This window comes from Burkholderia sp. CpTa8-5, assembly GCF_017815045.1.
In the GTDB taxonomy this organism is placed as follows: domain Bacteria; phylum Pseudomonadota; class Gammaproteobacteria; order Burkholderiales; family Burkholderiaceae; genus Burkholderia; species Burkholderia sola.
In genome coordinates this window covers 19,902-37,840 of record NZ_JAGIQD010000002.1, presented here as the reverse complement: position 1 = coordinate 37,840, position 17,939 = coordinate 19,902, and the positions used below count along the sequence as shown (strand labels likewise).

The following is a 17,939-nucleotide window of genomic DNA, read 5'->3' as shown; positions in this document are numbered from 1 at the left end:
ACAAAACTCGTGATGTTGATAGCCTTCGCTACGCTGTGGGGCGATAACACAAGACTGCGAAAGCTACTGGAACAAAACGGCATCGACCCGAGACGGCGCAAGCGGTAGCGCGTCGACTTGTCACGGCGACGAGCGAGGCTATGCCTTTACCGCCGTGTTCGAACGCGTGGAGGTTGGCCGTGGTCGTGCGGCGCAACAGGTGTGACTCCGTGTGCCGATCGTGCTCACTTCGTTTTGCCCGCACGCCGCCAACACAGCATGCGCGGTCAGCCGCATCACGATGCGCTACACCGGCAGCGCATGCGTCGAAAGAATCTCCTTGAGTACCATGAACGAGCGTACCTGTCGCGACAAGGTCCGGCTCGGCGAATTCGAGCCGGGGTCGAAGGTGCTGTATGCGCATCTCGGCGGCGTGCCGGCGTTGAGCGCGTATAGCGAGATTTTCCGGAACGGGTGACCGGATTGACATGAAACGCCGGCGTGCCACGAGTCGCGCGCCGGCGCGTTGATCACGGCAATCGCCCCGCTCACCGTTGCTGCGGCTCCCTCTACGCGCCCGCCGTCCCGCACGCCATTTCTTCGGCTGCCACAATCCCGCCCTTCTTCGCCCGCCGCGCTCCGCTTGTTGCGATCCGTCCACCTCGACGACCCGGCATCGCACGTCTTTCTAAAGTCAAGTCCGACTCCGTCATTCGTTCATTCGGACAGAAATTCCACTGATTCGTACTCGTACTAATCCATTCCCCTGGAATTTAGTAGGCGTTCTATATAAATCAGGCCCCTGCTTCCTGAAAATTGACCCCATCGAGTCGGCCGCAACGTTTCGCAAGCATTCGCCCTTCATGGCGCCAAGCTCGAAAAGATCCGTCGCAACTCATCAGGCCGACCGGCACCACCGCAGCAGCGCCTCCTTCCCCGATGCATTTCCCATGCAGTGGAAACAGCGGTCACGCTCCGCTCCGGCCGAGCGTGCGATATCGCGTCGCAATCGGGACAACGGGCGTCCATCTCAATCAGAACGGCAGCAGGAGGGTATATGGATACTTCATTCGAACCACGGCACGCACATGCAGCGCGTGCCGCAGGCGGCCTGATCGCGCGCATTGCCGACGTCGCACTGATTTCGTTCGGCGCGCTGGCCGCCGCGCTCGTGTTGCCTGGCACGGACGTCGACCGTTCGTCCGAACTGGCCGCCGTCGCCTGCGCGGCGACCTTCGCGCTGATGCTGTTTCCCGCACTCCGCCTCTACCACGCACCGGCCCGCCCCGCCAGGCACCGCACCGCACTGCTCATCGCGTTCGCGTGGCTGATCGCGCAGGCCGGCGCGGCGCTCGTGATGCGGGTGCTCGCGCCGACCCTCGCCATTCCGCTGCCCTGGTACCTGCTCTGGACCGCAACGAGCGGCATCGCGCTCGTCGCGTCGCGCGTCGTCGCCGGCACGACGCTCGAACGGATCGGCCGCCCGCAGGAAAGCGATCGCCTCGTCGCGATCGTCGGCTCCGGCGCCCATCGCGACGCCGTGCTCGACCGCATCGCCAGTGTGCCGTCGGCCGGATTCCGCGCGGCGGCGATGTTCGATATCGCCCGCGCCGATACGACGAGCCCGGGCGGCATGCCGCGCTTCCGTGATCTCGATACGTTCGCACAGCATGTCCGCACGCACGCGATTCCCGAAGTCTGGCTCGCGCTGCCGATCGGCGAGGCGCGCATCGTGATGGCCGTGCTCGATGCATTCCGCGACGATCTCGTCAACATCCGCTTCATGCCGGACGTCAGCAAGCTCGCGATGTTCGACGGCGAAATGATCGACCTCGTCGGTGCACCGGCGATCAACCTGGTCGCGTCGCCGCTGTCGTCGCGCGCGCTGCTGCACAAGGCGATCTTCGATCGCGTGTTCGCGGCCACCGTCCTCGTCGGCATGGCGCCGCTGCTGCTCGCGATCGCGGCAGCAGTCCGGCTGTCGTCGCACGGCCCCGTCCTGTTCCGCCAGCAACGCAAGGGCGCGGACGGCCAGGCATTCACGATCTTCAAGTTCCGCACGATGCGGCTGCACGACACGGGCAGTGAAGTGCACCAGGCGACGCGCGACGATCCGCGCATCACACGGGTCGGCGCGTTCCTGCGCCGCACGAGCCTCGACGAGCTGCCGCAGTTCCTCAACGTGCTGCGCGGCGAGATGTCGGTCGTCGGCCCGCGCCCGCACGCGCTCGAGCACGACGACCTCTACCGGAAGATCGTCGACGGCTATATCCACCGCTACCGCGTCAAGCCGGGCATCACCGGGTGGGCGCAGATCAACGGCCTGCGCGGCGAGACCGATCGCGTGGAAAAGATGCAGCGCCGCGTCGAAGCCGATCTCCACTACCTGCGCAACTGGTCGTTCGCCCTCGACATGCGCATCGTCCTGGCCACCGCCCTGCGCGGCTGGTCCCACCGCAACGCGTACTGATACGCACGCGGCACCGCCACCGCGCGTCGCCGCATCACGATAAGGATGACTGATGACTTCCGCCATGATCGAGCGGGCCGGATCCGCACGTCCCTACCGCATGCGCACGCTGCTGGCCGCAGCGGTCAGCGTCGCGCTCTCGGCCTGTGCATTCGCACCCGGCATGCAGATGAGCGCACCGCCCGCCGCCGGCCAGCCTGCCGGACACGCGAACGCCGGCGGGAGCGTTCCGTTCCGGATCACGACGATCGACGCCAGCCTGATTCGCCAACTCGACGCACAGGCCGCGCAGCAACAGCACCTGCCATCCGACCGGCTGGCGGCCGCGCCCGGCGCTTATCGCCTCGGCCCCGGCGACGTGCTGCAGATCACCGTCTGGGATCACCCCGAACTCGCCGCCGCGCAAGGCGCCGCGCAGCAGAACGCGCCGCGCGCGGCCGACCCGGTCGCGGGCTTCGTCGTCGATTCGCACGGCAACCTGGCGTTCCCGTTCGCCGGCAGCGTGCCGGTCGCGGGTCTCACGGCCGACGCCGCGCAGGCACGCATCGCCGCCGCGCTGTCGCGCGTCTATCGCAATCCGCAAGTAACACTGCGCGTTGCGTCGTTCCGCTCGCAGCAGGTCTATATCGACGGCGAAGTCCGCACGCCGGGTGCGCAGCCCGTCAACGACGTGCCGATGACGCTCTACGAAGCGCTCGGCCGCGCGGGCGGGCTCGGCACGGCCGCCGACCAGAGCCGCATGACGCTCGTGCGCGACGGCGTGTCCTATCCGCTCGACCTGACGCGCATGCTGCGCGACGGCCGCAATCCCGCCGACGTCGTGCTGGCCGCCGGCGACCTGCTGCACGTGCCGGCACGCAGCGACTACGGCGTGTACGTGATGGGCGAAGTGAACAAGCCGTCGCTCGCGGTACCGCTGCGCGACGGCCGGCTGACGCTGTCCGACGCGCTGTCGCAGGCCGGCAGCGTAAACGCCAATACCGCCGACGCCGCGCAGATGTTCGTGATCCGCGGCTCGCAGACGAGCGATCCGCAGGTGTTCCACCTCGACGCGCGCTCCCCCGTGTCGATGGTGCTCGCCAACGAGTTCGCGCTGCAGCCGAAGGACATCGTCTACGTCGACGGCAACGGCCTGGTGCGCTTCAGCCGCGTGCTGAGCCTGCTGCTGCCCGGCATCAGCACCAGCGCCGCCGCGGCGCTCGCCGTCAAATGAGCGCCATCGCCACGCTGCTCGTCGTGTGCGTCGGCAACGTCTGCCGCAGCCCGATGGCGCAGGCGCTGCTCGGCGCGCGCCTGCCCGGCGTCGACGTGCAGTCGGCCGGGATCGGCGCGCTCGACGGCCAGCCGGCCGACCCGCACGCCATCGACCTGATGCGCGCGCGCGGCCTCGACCTCGCCACGCACCGCGCGCGCCAGGTGTCGTCACGGCACGCCGCACGCGCCGACCTGATCCTGACGATGGACCTGGAGCAGAAGCGCTGGCTCGAGCGCCGCCACCCGTTCCTGTGCGGCCGCGTGTTCCGCCTCGGCGGCACCGGTCAGGGCTTCGACGTGCCCGACCCGTATCTCGGCCCGCGCGCGTCGTTCGAACACAGCCTGCGGCTCATCGAGCGCGGTGTCGACGCGTGGTGCGCGCGCATCGCGCCGGCCGCCTCCCCCTCCACCCCGCTTTCCGGACCGAATCGATGACCTCTCCTGTTTCCCGCGAGCGATCGCACGATCGCGGCGCCGAGCTCGACCTCGCCGGCGTCGTCGACGTGCTCGTGTCCCAACGCTGGCTGATCGCGCTGGCAACCGCCGCCTGCGTCGGCGCCGGCACGCTATACGCGTTTCTCGCCCCGCCGCAATACCAGGCCGACATCCTGCTCCAGGTCGAGGACAGCGGCGACCCAGCCGCCGCGAACAGCATGCTCGGCGACGTGTCGTCGCTGTTCGACATCAAGTCGAGCGCCGCGGCCGAAGCGCAGATTCTCGCGTCGCGGCTCGTCGTCACGCGTGCCGTCGACGAGCTGCGCAGCTACATCGTCGTGCAGCCGAAGCGCTTTCCGCTGGTCGGCGATTTCGTGTCGCGTTTCAACACCGGCCTCGCGCACCCCGGCCTCCTCGGGTTCGGCGGTTATGCGTGGGGCGAGGAAGCGATCGCGGTCGCGCGCTTCGACGTGCCCCGGCCGCTCGAAGGCGAGCGCTTCGAGCTGACGCTGCTCGACGGCCAGCGCTACCGGCTGACCGGGCCCGCGCTGCCGTCGGCCGTCACCGGCCGCATCGGGCACGTGGAAACCTTCCCGACCGCGAGCGGCCCGATCGCGATCGACGTCGCGCGCGTCGATGCGAACCCGGCCACCCGCTTCACGCTCGTGCGCGAATCGCGCGCCGAGACGATCGACACGCTGCGGCGCGGCCTCGACGTCCAGGAAAAGATCAAGCAGTCGGGCGTGATCGTCGCGACGCTGCGCGGCCCCGATCCGCAACGGATCCAGGCGCAGCTTCAGGCAGTCGCGAACCACTACGTGCGTCAGCACATCGAGCGCAAGTCCGCCGACGCGGCGCAATCGCTCGCGTTCCTCAACGCGCAGCTGCCGGTGCTCAAGCGCCAGTTGCAGGACGCCGAGCAGCGCTACACCGACATGCGCAACGCGAACGGCACGATCGACCTGACCGAGGAAGCGAAGCTGATCCTGCAGCAGACGGCCGACGCGACCACGCGCCGCCTCGAGCTGCAGCAAAAGCGCGACGAGATGGCCGCACGCTTCGCGCCGGGCCACCCCGACATGGTCGCGCTCGACGCGCAGATCGCCACGCTCGGCCGCGAGCAGCGCGGCTTCGAGCATCAGGTGCGACGGCTGCCCGACCTGCAGCAGAACGCCGTGCGGCTGATGCTCGACGTGAAGGTCGACACCGATCTCTATACGGCGCTGCTCGCGAACACGCAGCAGCTCGAGCTGGTCAAGGCCGGCAAGACCGGCAGCGTGCGGCTCGTCGATACGGCGATCGTGCCCGAGGATCCCGTACGCCCGAAGCGGCCCGTCGTGATCGCGGCGGCCGCGCTGATCGGGCTCGCACTCGGCATCGCGCTCGCCTTTGCGCGCGACTTCCTGTTCGGCGGCGTCCGTCACGCGGACGAGATCGAGCGTCATCTCGACATCGACGTCTACGCGACGATTCCCGATTCGGCGGCCCAGCGGCAGATGGTGCGGCGCATCGCGCAGCACGCACCGGGGCCGAACCTGCTGAGCGCGCGGCACCCGCACGATCCAGCCGTGGAAAGCCTGCGGAGCCTGCGCACCGCGCTGCGCTTCGCGATGCAGGGCGCACGCAACAATGTACTGCTGCTGACCGGCCCGGCGCCGGGTGCGGGCAAGTCGTTCGTCGCGGCGAATTTCGCGGCGCTGCTCGCGGCCAACGGCGAGCGCGTGCTGCTCGTCGACGGCGACCTGCGCAAGGGTCATCTGCATGAATCGCTCGGTGTCCCGCGCGAGCGCGGCTTCGCCGAGCTGCTGTCGGGCACGGCCGCGCCGGCCGACGTGACCTGCCGCGACGTGGTGCCGCGCCTCGATTTCATCCCGACCGGCGCGGTGCCCGAGTATCCGTCCGAGCTGCTTGCCGACGAACGCGTCGCCGCGCTGCTCGACGTGCTGTCGGCCTGCTACGACGTCGTCGTGATCGATGCGGCGCCGATTCTCGCGGTGACCGACGCGGTCACGCTCGGCCGCCACGCCGGCACCGTGCTGCTCACGGCGCGTGCCGCCACGACACGCGTCGCCGAACTGGACGAAGCCATGCGGCGCCTCGCGCACAACGGTATCGCCGCGAGCGGCGTGCTGCTCAACGGCGTCGATCCGCACGTCGGCCGGTACGGCTCGCGCTACGGCGCCTATCGCTATACGCAGTACCGTTACGCACCGCCGCGTTGCGGCCTGGCATCGTCGATCGGCCGCACGCTGCGCGCGCTCGTGTCCCGCCGCCGGGGAGCGCCGCGATGAGCGATACCCGTCACCTCGAACGCGTCGCGATACGCGATGCCGCGCCGGCGGACGCTTCCGCCACGACCGAATTGGGCTCCCGGCAAGCCCCGGCCCGCGCGGCGCGCCTGCGGATCGCGCTCGTCGTCGAAGCCGCGGGCGGCGGCGTGGCCGTCCATCTCGCCGACCTGATCGACGGACTCGCCGCAATCGACGGCATCGAACTGCACCTGATCGTGCCGCACGGCCCGCGTTTCGACACAACGATCCTCGATGCGCGCGTGCTGTCACGCTGTGCAAGCGTGCATGCGGTGCCGATGCAGCGCACGGTCGGCTGGCGCGACGCGCTCGCGGTCGCCCACGTCTATCGCCACCTGCTGCGCATCCGTCCCGACATCGTGCACAGCCACAGCTCGAAAGCCGGCGCGATCGCACGCCTGTGCCCGGGGCCATGGCGGCAGGTGTACACGCCGCACGCGGTCTATACGCTGAACCCGACGCTGGGTAACCGCCAGCGCCGGTTCTACGGCACCATCGAGCGGCTGCTCGGCCGCCTGTGCACGCACCGGATCGTCGCCGTCTCGCGCGACGAGGCGCAACACCTGAACGAAGCGCTCGGCATTCCGGCCGCGCGCATCGACACGATCGTCAACGGCGTCCGACCGCCCGCCCTGATGCCGCGCGAGGCGGCACGACACGCACTCGGCGTCGCCCGCGACGCCCTCGTCGTCGGTTTCGTCGGGCGCTTCGATCATCAGAAAGGCATCGACCGTCTCGTGCGGATTGCGCGCGGCGTGTATCGCCAATGCGGCCGTACCGTGCAGATCGTCGCGATCGGGTCCGGCGACTTCGTCACGGCGGCCGGCAACGAGGCCGACGATCTTCCGCCGAATCTTCACGTCGTCGGCCGCGTGAACCACGCGAGCCGCTATTTCTCCGCGTTCGACCTGTTCGCGTTGCCGAGCCGCTACGAAGGCTTTCCCTACGTGTGTCTCGAAGCGATGGCCGCGCATGTGCCGATCGTCGCCACGCAGGTATCCGGCGCGACCGAGCTGATCGACACGCATGGCATCGGCGTCGTGGTGCCGAACGAAGACGACACGACGCGCTTCGCCCGCGCGATCGTCGCGCTTGCCAACGATCCGGCCGCACGCGACGCGATGCGAGCGAACTGCGCGGCGGCCCTCGGTCAATTCTCGGCCGAGACGATGGTCGCGCACACGCTCGACCTCTATCACACCCTTTCCAGACGAGGCCCGGCATGACGCCCCCCATTCACGTCGCGCTGCTGCACGCGTACAGCGCCCGCAATTCCGGTGACGGCCTGCTGGTCGACCTGTCCGTCGGCCTGCTCCGGGAGGCCTTCGGCGATGCCGTCCGCGTGTCGATCGTCGCGGCCGATCCGGCTTCATTTCCGGCGTACGACGACGTATGCGCGGCGCCCGTGCTCGCGGAGCGCGGCACGAACCGGCTGGTCGCCGCCGCCGCCGCCGCGCTGCCCGTTCGAGTCAACGGCAGGTTGAAAGCACTGCGCAGCCTGCTCGACGAAGTCGACCTGATCGTCGGCGTCGGTGGCGGCTATCTGCGCGCGCGCACGGCCATCGAAGCGCTCAAGCTCGAAGCCGGCCACCTGCTGCAAATGCGGGTTGCGCTTGCCTCCGGCAAGCCCGCCGTCTATCTGCCGCAAAGCATCGGCCCGGTGCTGTCCTCACGCGCCGTCGCCATGCATCTGCAGTCGCTGCTCGGCGCGTTCGATTCGGTGTTCGTGCGCGACGACCGCTCCGCCGCCTTCCTCGCCGCGAATCCGAATACGCGGCGCGTGCCGGATCTCGCGGTGCTCGACTTCGGGTATCGCAGCGAGACCATCCTTCGGCAAACCCCGCCGAACAGCGACACCGCGCGCCATGTTGCATTCGTGCTGCGCCGCGCACCCGCGTGGAGCGCGAAACGACGCGCGCGCTACGACGCATCGATCGCGCGGCTGATCGAGCAGGTGCGCGCAACGTGCCGGGTCAGCTTTGTCGTGCAAAGCACGGGGCGCGGCAACGACGATCCCGCGTACTACCGCAGCCTCGGCATCCGGGAACCGCTGACGCCGCTCAAGACGCTTCTCGAAACCGACCGGCCGGACGTCACGGTATCGGTTCGCCTGCACGGCGCGCTGGAATCGATCCTGCACGGCGTACCCGCCTTCCACGTCAGCTACGAGCGCAAGGGCTTCGGTGCGTATGCGGACATGAAGCTCGACGACTGGGTCGTCAACGGCGCGGATTTCGATCCGGCGCGCGTCTGCCGGACGATCCTCGCACCCGGCGCGGCTACGGCGTTCCGGAACGCCGCGCAGGGCGGTTTTGCGAGCATCCGTGCCGCACGCGCACGCGTGATCGACGCACTGCGTGCGGCCCGTCGTGCGGATTCCGACATCGAAACAAAAGTCGAAGCCGAAGCCGACGAGGCCATGCCATGCTGATGCGCCTGCTCCTGCGCAGCTTGGCGCTCGGCCTGAAATTCACGCTCGCGATCATCGTCGCGCGTACGCTCGGCTTCGACGCGGTCGCCGCGTACGGGTTCGCGGTCGCCGCCGCCGTGATCGCATCGAAACTGCTCGGCCTCGGCTTCAGTCCCGAACTCAACCGGCGGCTCAGCGAACCCGATCCGCTGCCCGCGTTCGGCGCGATGCGCACCCTCTGCGTCGCGTACGGCGGCCTCTACTTGACGCTCGTCGCGACGCTCGCCGCGGCGACCGCCAACGGTGACGCAGCCCTGCTCGCCCGCTTCGGCCTGTCGACGCGGCTCGCGTGGTGCGTGCTGCTCGTCGCGCTCTCCGAGCATGCGGCATTCGAGGCGAACGGCTGGCTGTTCTCGCTGCATCGACCTCGCGCCGGCTCGCTGCTGCTGTTCGTCCGCACCGGCGCGTGGGCCGGCGTCGCGGGAGCGGGGTTGCTCGTCGGCGCCCTGCATTCGATCGAATCGGTTTTCGCGCTGTGGTTCGCGGCCAATACGTGCGTCGTCGTGCTTTCGTGGCGGCGTATCGGCGCGGTTGCACGCCAGGCGCACGACTGCCCGCAGGCGGCGCGCGCACCGGCCGTGCGCGAGCGCGGTGTCCTGTCGATCTGGCGGCACGGGTTGCCGTTCTACGTGGCCGGCATCGTCCTCGCGTCGTTGCAATACGCGGAGCGGTTCATCGGCGGCGGCCAACTGAGCGCCGATGCGCTCGGCCGCTACGTATTCGCGTGGTCGATCGCCAACGCGATCCAGGCGCTCGCCTTCTCGACCGTCGTCGTGACGGCCGGCCCGCGCTTCGTGCGCGTGCTGTCCGACGCACCGGGCACGTTCCCCCGGCTCGCCGTGCGCGCGACGGTGGCCAGCGTGGCCGTCACCTCGATCGCGGGGGCCGCGGTCCTTGCACTGCATCGCGACCTGTTCGCGTTTGCGCACGAGCCCGCGGGCACCGGGCAGGTCGCATTGCTCGCGACACTGCTCGTGTCGTTCGTGCTGCGCGGCGCGGCGGACGTGCTGTGGACGGCCGCGATCGCACTGCGTGCCGGCTGCGCCGCGATGTTGTCGATGATCGCGCTCGCGCTGACGTACCTGCCGCTCGCATGGAGCCTGATCGTTCACGCTGGTGCGATGGGGGCGGCCATCGCCCATCTGGCGGCGAGCGCCGGCATCGTCGCCACGCTGGCGCTGATCGTCGCGCGCACCGGCCGGTCTCGTGCGGCCGCACGCACGGAGGCCGCCCCGCATGCTGCGTAACCTGATTGCCGGTGGCCCGGCACTGAGCCGCGGCGTGACGCGCGCCGTCGGCGCGATGATCGTATTCGTCTACTGGATCGTCTACGCAAAGGCCGGCACGTTCCTGCCCGAGTTCGTGTTCCGCGACGCGGAGAAGATCCAGAGCCAGATCGGCGGCGGCAGCACCTACGAAGGCACGTCGTTCGATGCGGTCGCGAAGTTCTATGCGCTGCTCGGCCCGGCCGGCACGTCGCTGTTCGTTGCCGCGATCGGCACGGCGTTCATCTGGCGGATCGTCGGCGAAGGCCGCCGCGTCGGGTCGTTGGCCGCGACCGTCGTACTACTGGCGCCGTGTGTGTTCTTCAACCTGTTCGTCGCAAGCAAGGACACGCTCGTCGTGCTGATCGCGCTCGTGCTGGCCAGCATCGCGCGGCGTCGCCCGGCCGCCTGGACCTTCGTGGCCGTGGTTGCGCTCTACGCCGGCTACGCGGCCGTCGTGCGCAGCTACTTCGCGCTGATTCTCGCGGTCGCGCTGGCCGCGCTCCTGTTCCGGCACCTGTCATGGCGCGGCAAGACCTTGCTGCTCGGCACTGCCGCGATCGCACTGTTCCTGCTGCCGCCGGACGTGTACTACCTGCTCCAGCATCCCCGCGACATGGCAGCCGACTATCTCGCCTACGGTTCGCCGTTCGGCGCGCGCACGAGTTTCTACAACCCGGTCGCGCCCGATTCGTTCGTCGCCTTTTGCGCGAACTATGCGTACGCGGTGCTGCGGTTGAATCTGCCGCTGCTGTTCGACGTGGGCCCCAAGGAAGTCGCGATGCAGCTGTTCGTGTGGATCGCGCTGGCCGCCGTGTGGCGTCGTGCACGGCATCGCACGCATCCGGCCCGCGACCTGCTCGCCTGCGTCGTCATCGGTCACGTCGCCGTATCGATGCTGTTCGAACCCGATCTCGGCAGCTATACACGCCACCTGTCCAGCGTCGCCTTGCTGTGCGCGCTTCAGTTCGCGGGATTCGAACCGCGTGCCGGTCGACGCCGGCCAAAGCGCGATGCCGCGACGAACGGCACGCCGACTCCCGCCCGCCTGCCGCACAAGGACATCACCCGCTAAACCCGACATGCAAACCTTCCCCGTCCAGACCGGCATCTTCCGGAACCTCCAGTGTGCACGCGCCTTCGCGGCGCTCGCCGTCGTCGGCTATCACATGGGCACGCTTCCGTTCGGGCAGGCCGGCGTCGATATCTTCTTCGTCATCAGCGGGTTCATCATGTCCGTCGTCGCGCCGCGCGAGGGGCACGCCTTCCTGCGCAGGCGCCTGATCCGGATCGTGCCGCTCTACTGGCTGACCACGCTGGGCGTGTTCGCGATCGCGGTCGTGAAGCCCCAATGGCTGAATTCGACGACGGCCGGCCTCGACTATCTCGTCAAGTCGCTGCTTTTCGTGCCATACGTGAAGGAGAACGGCCATTGGGGGCCGCTGAACCTCAACGGCTGGACGCTCGAATACGAGATGCTGTTCTATCTCGTCATCGCCGGATCGATGTGGTTCGTCCGCGCCCGCCATGCAACGACGTTCGCGGCGCTCGCGCTTGCGCTGTTCTGCGCGTACGTGGCCGCCGGCGGCCCGGCAGGCGAAGTCGCCGCCCATCTCGGTCAGCCGTTCGTGCTCGAATTCGGGCTTGGGGTACTCGCCTGCCGCCTGCTGGAAACCGGCATCGCCGGGCGACTTCCGCGCTTCGCGTGGCTCGCGGCATCCGTAGCGGCGCTCGCGGCGATACCGCTCGCCGCCACCCTGTCCGGCACGCCGACCGGCTTTGAACGTGTCGTCTGGTGGGGCGTGCCGGCCTGCATGCTGATCGTCGCCGCGGTCGCGCTCGACCTGCGGGGCTGGACGATCGGGAACGCGATGCTCGCCCGCCTCGGCGATGCGAGCTATTCGATCTATTTGCTGCATCCGTACGTGATCGGTGCAGCGAACAAGATCGTCGGGGTGCGCCTCGACGCCGGCACGTGGTCGGGCACAGCGGCCGCGCTCGCGACGCTGGCCGCTGTCTGCGCATGCGGCTGTGCCTGTCATGCGTGGATCGAGCGGCCGATGCTTGCTGTCTTGAAGCACCGGTTGTCGCGGAAGCGCCGTGCAGCGGCGTCTTGAGCACGGATGCGATTGAATCGAAGAATCTGACAAGAATGAATGATGGAAACAAGTCGCTCGTACTTGTTCCATGTTCATTGAGGGAACCATTTCGTAACATCGTCGGCATTCCAAACGGCCGGGCGACGGATCACGCATCGGCTGACAGTGCCATCCGTTCGAGGTCAAAAATTCGCTCCGTTCGTTCTTTCATCGCCGTGCCCTGGCCTCCTCCGACGCCGGTGCACGCACCTGCTTTCCCTCGCACCCCCCCTGCATCCCCGCACTGCGCCCAGCCGTTGCGCCAATCGGGATCCTTTGCCCGAAAGCTGGCCGGCCCGTTCCGCATCGCGTGCCTGACCGGCCTCGCGCTGTCGCTTCACGGTTTCGCGCAAGCACAAGTCCAGGTCCCCAATGCGGGACAGTCGCTACGCGACGTCGAGACACTCCGTCCTGCACTACCCGCTCCCGCCGCGCCCGAACTCGCGATGCCTGTACCAGCCGAGGAGCCCTCGCCTGCCACGGCTGACGGCCCGCGCATTCCAGTCAGCGCATTCGTCATCGAAGGCAACGCGGCCATTCCCGCCGCAAGGCTCAACCCGTTGCTCGCCGATCTCGTCGGCCGCGACCTGAGCTTCGAGGATCTGCAGCAGGCCGCCAACCGGATCACGACGTACTACCGCGAACACGGCTACGTCCTCGCCCGCGCGTATCTTCCCCGCCAGGACATCGAACACGGTGTCGTGCGCATCACTGTCGTCGAAGGCCGCTACGGACAGATCGAGTTGCACAACCGCACGCGCGTGCTCGATCGCGCGCTGCGTCAACCGCTTGCGTCGTTGCAGCCCGGCGAGATTGCGCACGGCAACCGCCTCGAGCGCAGCCTCATGCTGCTGAACGAGATGCCCGGCGTCGATGCGAAGGGCACGCTGCGTCCCGGCGCCGAACCCGGCACGACCGATCTCGTGATCGACGCCGAACGCGGTCGCTTCGCCACCGGCTCGATCGAACTCGACAACTTCGGCGATCCGCTGACCGGCCGCTACCGCGCGACCGGCAGCGTCGACGTCAATGCGCCGCTGCGCGTCGGCGATCGCTTCTCGCTACGCGGACTGACGAGCAATACGAATCAGCGCTATTACCGCACGTCTTATCAACTGCCCGTCGGCCCCGCATCGACGCGCGTCGGCGTCGCGTATTCCGACATGGACTACCGGATCGGCGGCAGCCTCAAGGACCTTCGCTTCCACGGTGGCGCCGACGTTCGCTCCGCGTTCGCCACGCAGCCGCTGCTGCGCAGCCGGCGCACGAACCTCGATGCGCAGGTCGTCTACGAAAACAAGCATTTGCGCGACGTGTACGGCGCGTTCGACGTGGTCAACGACAAGACCGTCGACCTGTGGTCGTTCGGCGTGAGCGGCAACCACCAGGACACCGTGGGCGGCGGCGGCCGGACCGGCTTCTCCGCCACGCTCGGCATCGGCCACCTGAGCGGCAACGATCCGCTCGACATGGACTACTACGTTCATACCCAAGGCCAGTTCGCGAAGCTGAATGTCAGCGCACTGCGACTGCAGGCGCTCGGTTCGCGCTTCCAGCTCTATACCCAATTCAGTGCGCAACTGTCGTCGCGCAATCTCGACGCGTCGGAAAAATTCAGTCTCGGCGGCCCGTACGGCGTGCGTGCGTTCGCGCTCGGCGCCGGTAGCGGCGACCAGGGCTGGCAGGCCACGGCCGAACTGCGCTATCTCGCCGCGCCCGGCTGGCAACTGAGCGCGTTCGCCGACACCGGCCGCATCCAGCTCAGCAAGCAGCGATGGTCCCGCGAGCGCAACACCGTGCAGCTGTCGTCGCTCGGCATCGGCGCGAGCTGGTTCGGCGCGCGCCATCAAGTCAATCTCACCGCCGCGCTGCCAGTCGGTTACGCCGATCCGGTCGCATCGCCCACGCGGTCGCCGAGTATCTGGTTGCAAGCCGCCCAGTATTTCTGAGCGGTACACGACGAGCGGCCCGCCACGCAGGGGCGAGCCGCAAGTAGCGCGGGCGGCCTCGCCGCGCGCAGCGTCGAAAGCGTGCGTCCTGCATGCCTTCGGCTTTTCTCGTTTCGTTAGGTATACATATCGATACGAAACGATCAACCTGTACTTTCCGAGGAACAACAATCTCATGAACAAGACCTACGCACTGGTCTGGAACCACACCCAGGGATGCTGGAGCGCAGTCGGGGAAACCGCGCGTCGGCGCGCCAAGCCCGGCAGCGCCAAGCGCGCCGCCGCCGCGATCTCGCTGCTCGGCTTCACCGCGCTGCCCGCCTTCGCGCTGCCCACCGGCGAGAACATCACCGCCGGCAAGGCCGACATCATCCGCGACAACGACGGCAAGTCGATGTCCATCAACCAGCACACCGACAAGCTCGTCACCAACTGGAACGACTTCAGCATCGCGGGCAACGAGCGCGTCGCGTTCCATCAACCCGGCAAGCAGTCGATCGCGCTGAACCGCGTGGTCGGCAACAACGGCAGCCAGATTCATGGCCAGCTCGACGCCAACGGCAAGGTCTTCCTCGTCAACCCCAACGGCGTGCTGTTCGGCTCCGGCGCGCAGATCAACGTCGGCGGCCTCGTCGCGTCCACCCGGAACATCGCCGACGCCGATTTCCTCGCTGGCAACTATCGCTTCTCGGGCAACTCCACCGCGTCGATCGTCAACGACGGCCATATCACCGCCGCCGACGGCGGCAGCGTCGCGCTGCTCGGCGCGCGCGTGTCCAACAACGGCGTGATCCAGGCGAAGATGGGCCGCATCGCGCTCGGCGCCGGCGACACGTTCAAGGTCAACTTCGACGGCAACGACCTGCTCAGCCTGCAGGTCGAGGGCGGCGCGGTCGATGCGCAGGCCACCAACGGCGGCCTGCTCAAGGCAGACGGCGGCGAAGTGCTGATGACCGCGCGCGCGGCCGGCAACCTGCTGAACGCCGTGGTCAACAACACCGGCACCATCGAAGCGAAGGGCCTCGCCAGCCACGGCGGCAAGATCACGCTCGACGGCGGCACCGTCAAGGTTGCCGGCAAGCTCGACGCGAGCACGGCCGAAGCTGGCGCGCCGGCCGGTTCGATCGTCACGCGCGGCGAGCAGGTCCGCGTCGCACGCGGCACCACAGTCGACACGCGTGCCGGCGACACCGCCGGCACCTGGACCATCGAGGCCGCCAACGCCGGTGTCGCACGCAATCAGGCCGACAGCGTCTATCCGAACGACGCGTCGATCGACGCCGATACGCTGTCGGGCAACCTCGGCACCACCAACGTCGCGCTCACCAACACCCGCGGCGACCTCTCCGTAGCCGGCCCCGTCGCGTGGAACAGCGATCGCGCGCTCACGCTGACCTCGCAAAACGGCAACGTCGATCTGAAGCAAACGTTGTCGGCCACCGGCGCGAACGCCAGCCTGAACGTCAACGCCGCCGACAAGATCCGCATTGACAACTCGGTCAAGCTCACCGGCCGCAACGCGCACCTCGAGTTCAACGCGAAGAACGGCCATACGCTGAACAACAAGGCCGTCGTGACGCTGTCCGGCGACAACGCATCGTTCCGCGCGAACGGCGAGGACTACAAGGTGCTGCATACCGTTGCCGACCTGCGCAACGTCGACGCGAACCCGGGCGGCCGCTACGTGATCGGCAACACGATCGACGGCGCGAACGCGAGCTTCCGCAGCATCGCGGCCAACGGCGCGTTCTATGGCGTGTTCGACGGCCTCGGCAATACCGTCTCGCGCCTGCGGATTTCCAATCCGGGCCAAAACTCCGTCGGCCTGTTCTCGCACAACGCCGGCCGCATCGCCAACCTCGGCCTGCGCGACATCGTGACGGTCGCATCGGGTCTGCCGTACGGCTCGCCGATTTCGGTCGGCACGCTCGCCGGCAGCAACTCGGGCACGATCTCGAACGTGACAGCCGAAAACGTCGCGGTGTCGACGACGGGGCGCGCATACGTCGGCGGCCTCGTCGGCTCGAACTATGGCGGCACGATCGAGCACGCCAACCTGTCCGGCCGCATCGACACCGATCGCTACGCGAGTGCGGTCGGCGGCCTCGTGGGCGAGAACCTGACGCTGCTGAACCAGCCGCCGGTCTCGGCGCTGATCCGCGACAGCCACGCCGAGGTACGCATCAACGCCGCGCACGACGGCGCCACGGGCGGCCTGGTCGGGTACAACACCGGCATGATCGAGCGCTCGTCGAGCGCCGGCAGCATCAACGCGACGGGCGCGAGCACGCAAGTCGGCGGCCTCGTCGGCATCAACGACGGCAAGGGCATCGTCAAGCAGTCCTCGTCATCGGCTAGCGTGACCGCGCGCAACAACGCGGTGGCGGGCGGCCTCGTCGGCATCAACATGGCCACCATCGCGGAATCGCGCGCCAGCGGCAAGGTGAGCGTCGGCGAGCGCAGCGTCGCGGGCGGCCTCGCGGGCGTGAACCTGGGTGACATCGACGCGTCCACGGCCGACGGCGACGTGTTCGCGGCCGCCTCCAGCACGGTCGGCGGCCTCGTCGGCACGAACAGCGGCCGGATCCGCAAGTCGCAAGCCAACGGGAACGTGACGGCGGGCGACAAGGCGGTGGCCGCAGGCGGCTTCGCCGGCTACAACGACGGCGACATCGACGAATCGACCGCGACGGGCAACGTCGTCGCAGGCGCCGACAGCCTCGCAGGCGGCTTCGTCGGGCGCAACGGCACCGCGGGCCGCATCCATGCCTCCGTCGCGCAAGGCCATGTCCGTGCCACGGGCAAGTCGACGCTCGGCGGCTTCGCGGGCGCGAACGACGGCTTCATCGAAACGTCGCTCGCCAGCGGCAACGTGGCCGGCGATCACAACAGCACCGTCGGCGGTTTTGTCGGCACGAATGCCGGCACCATCGAGGCGTCCGACGCATCCGGCGACGTGGCTGGGGGGGACAACAGCACCGCGGGCGGCTTTGCCGGGATCAACACCGGTACGCTGGATTCCTCCAACGCGTCGGGCCGCGTCACCGTTCTGAACGCCGGCACGGCAGGCGGCCTCGTGGGGCTCAACCAGGGCATCGTCCGCACGTCGAGCGCCAACGGCAAGGTATTCGCCGGGCAATCGAGCAAGGCCGGCGGCCTCGCAGGCCGCAACCTCGGGACGATCGCCGATTCGCGCGCCACCGGCACGGTCAAGGCGGGCGACTTCTCGTCGGCCGGCGGCCTCGTCGGCGCCAACGAAAGCGGCAACATCGCGCGATCGACGGCGTCGGGCGACGTCGAAGCCGGCCGGCAGAGCCAGGTCGGCGGTCTCGTCGGCAGCCTGCTCGGGTCGGTCGACCAGTCGCGCGCGACGGGTTCCGTCAAGGGCGGCGACGCCAGCTACGTCGGCGGCCTGGTCGGCAGCAATGCCGGCGTCATCACCGCGTCGTCGTCGAGCGGCACGGTTTCCGGCGGCCGGTACGCGCGACTGGGCGGGCTCGTCGGCGGCAATTTCGGCTTCGTCTACGGCTCGTCGAGCACCAGCCGCGTCGACGTGAAGGCTGGCTACGACCAGTCCTACGGCGCACTGGTCGGCGTGAACTATGGCCGCGTGACGCCGTAAAACGGGCACGGACGGTTTCCGGTCACGCCACCTGAACGGCATGCCGGA

Annotated in this window: 11 protein-coding genes and 2 pseudogenes; 12 read left to right on the top strand and 1 reads right to left on the bottom strand. The window is 68.6% G+C overall.

All coding sequences use genetic code 11. The annotated features are described in order from the left end of the window. Window positions 1-285 precede the first annotated feature (285 nt). Window positions 286-348: pseudogene (locus tag J8I35_RS34510) on the bottom strand (Lrp/AsnC family transcriptional regulator); the annotation flags it as partial. Between the two features lies 1 nt (window position 349). Between J8I35_RS34510 and J8I35_RS03570 the strand changes: the two are divergent. The 12 genes and pseudogenes from J8I35_RS03570 to J8I35_RS03515 all read left to right on the top strand — a co-directional run. Continuing rightward, a pseudogene (locus J8I35_RS03570) lies at window positions 350-457 on the top strand (aminocyclopropane-1-carboxylate deaminase/D-cysteine desulfhydrase family protein); the annotation flags it as partial. 579 nt (window positions 458-1,036) lie between these two features. Continuing rightward, entirely contained in the window at window positions 1,037-2,449 is a 1,413-nt protein-coding gene (locus tag J8I35_RS03565; protein ID WP_245170087.1) for an undecaprenyl-phosphate glucose phosphotransferase, read from the top strand. Window positions 2,450-2,501: 52 nt separating this feature from the next. Then, on the top strand, window positions 2,502-3,662 hold the full coding sequence (locus J8I35_RS03560; RefSeq protein WP_209924521.1) for a polysaccharide biosynthesis/export family protein: 1,161 nt from the start codon (window positions 2,502-2,504) through the stop codon (window positions 3,660-3,662). Continuing rightward, window positions 3,659-4,138 (top strand): low molecular weight protein-tyrosine-phosphatase, encoded by a 480-nt coding sequence (locus J8I35_RS03555; RefSeq protein WP_089488957.1) that lies wholly within the window; start codon window positions 3,659-3,661, stop codon window positions 4,136-4,138. The genes J8I35_RS03560 and J8I35_RS03555 overlap by 4 nt, the downstream gene beginning before the upstream one ends. Then, a complete protein-coding gene (locus J8I35_RS03550; protein WP_209924520.1) occupies window positions 4,135-6,429 on the top strand; it encodes a polysaccharide biosynthesis tyrosine autokinase in 2,295 nt (764 codons plus the stop codon). The genes J8I35_RS03555 and J8I35_RS03550 overlap by 4 nt, the downstream gene beginning before the upstream one ends. Further along, on the top strand, window positions 6,426-7,673 hold the full coding sequence (locus J8I35_RS03545; protein ID WP_209924519.1) for a glycosyltransferase family 4 protein: 1,248 nt from the start codon (window positions 6,426-6,428) through the stop codon (window positions 7,671-7,673). The genes J8I35_RS03550 and J8I35_RS03545 overlap by 4 nt, the downstream gene beginning before the upstream one ends. Further along, window positions 7,670-8,878 (top strand): polysaccharide pyruvyl transferase family protein, encoded by a 1,209-nt coding sequence (locus J8I35_RS03540; protein WP_209924518.1) that lies wholly within the window; start codon window positions 7,670-7,672, stop codon window positions 8,876-8,878. The genes J8I35_RS03545 and J8I35_RS03540 overlap by 4 nt, the downstream gene beginning before the upstream one ends. Then, a complete protein-coding gene (locus tag J8I35_RS03535) occupies window positions 8,872-10,164 on the top strand; it encodes a polysaccharide biosynthesis protein (protein WP_209924517.1) in 1,293 nt (430 codons plus the stop codon). The genes J8I35_RS03540 and J8I35_RS03535 overlap by 7 nt, the downstream gene beginning before the upstream one ends. Then, entirely contained in the window at window positions 10,154-11,257 is a 1,104-nt protein-coding gene (locus J8I35_RS03530) for a hypothetical protein (RefSeq protein ID WP_050018197.1), read from the top strand. The genes J8I35_RS03535 and J8I35_RS03530 overlap by 11 nt, the downstream gene beginning before the upstream one ends. A 7-nt stretch (window positions 11,258-11,264) precedes the next feature. Then, the gene (locus tag J8I35_RS03525; RefSeq protein WP_209924516.1) at window positions 11,265-12,299 is read left to right on the top strand and encodes an acyltransferase; all 1,035 of its coding nucleotides are present in this window, start codon (window positions 11,265-11,267) and stop codon (window positions 12,297-12,299) included. A 467-nt stretch (window positions 12,300-12,766) separates the two neighbouring features. Further along, complete coding sequence (locus tag J8I35_RS03520) at window positions 12,767-14,269, top strand: ShlB/FhaC/HecB family hemolysin secretion/activation protein (RefSeq protein WP_245170086.1); 1,503 nt, start codon at window positions 12,767-12,769, stop codon at window positions 14,267-14,269. A gap of 175 nt (window positions 14,270-14,444) precedes the next feature. Then, window positions 14,445-17,891: a GLUG motif-containing protein gene (locus J8I35_RS03515; RefSeq protein ID WP_209924515.1), complete on the top strand. Its 3,447-nt coding sequence runs from the start codon at window positions 14,445-14,447 to the stop codon at window positions 17,889-17,891. The last annotated feature ends 48 nt before the right edge of the window (window positions 17,892-17,939 follow it).

Bases quoted from the DNA above. Each gene is read 5' to 3' on its own strand.
- J8I35_RS03565 (WP_245170087.1), top strand. From the start codon at position 1,037: ATGGATACTTCATTCGAACCACGGCACGCACATGCAGCGCGTGCCGCA.
- J8I35_RS03560 (WP_209924521.1), top strand. From the start codon at position 2,502: ATGACTTCCGCCATGATCGAGCGGGCCGGATCCGCACGTCCCTACCGC.
- J8I35_RS03555 (WP_089488957.1), top strand. From the start codon at position 3,659: ATGAGCGCCATCGCCACGCTGCTCGTCGTGTGCGTCGGCAACGTCTGC.
- J8I35_RS03550 (WP_209924520.1), top strand. From the start codon at position 4,135: ATGACCTCTCCTGTTTCCCGCGAGCGATCGCACGATCGCGGCGCCGAG.
- J8I35_RS03545 (WP_209924519.1), top strand. From the start codon at position 6,426: ATGAGCGATACCCGTCACCTCGAACGCGTCGCGATACGCGATGCCGCG.
- J8I35_RS03540 (WP_209924518.1), top strand. From the start codon at position 7,670: ATGACGCCCCCCATTCACGTCGCGCTGCTGCACGCGTACAGCGCCCGC.
- J8I35_RS03535 (WP_209924517.1), top strand. From the start codon at position 8,872: ATGCTGATGCGCCTGCTCCTGCGCAGCTTGGCGCTCGGCCTGAAATTC.
- J8I35_RS03530 (WP_050018197.1), top strand. From the start codon at position 10,154: ATGCTGCGTAACCTGATTGCCGGTGGCCCGGCACTGAGCCGCGGCGTG.
- J8I35_RS03525 (WP_209924516.1), top strand. From the start codon at position 11,265: ATGCAAACCTTCCCCGTCCAGACCGGCATCTTCCGGAACCTCCAGTGT.
- J8I35_RS03520 (WP_245170086.1), top strand. From the start codon at position 12,767: ATGCCTGTACCAGCCGAGGAGCCCTCGCCTGCCACGGCTGACGGCCCG.
- J8I35_RS03515 (WP_209924515.1), top strand. From the start codon at position 14,445: ATGAACAAGACCTACGCACTGGTCTGGAACCACACCCAGGGATGCTGG.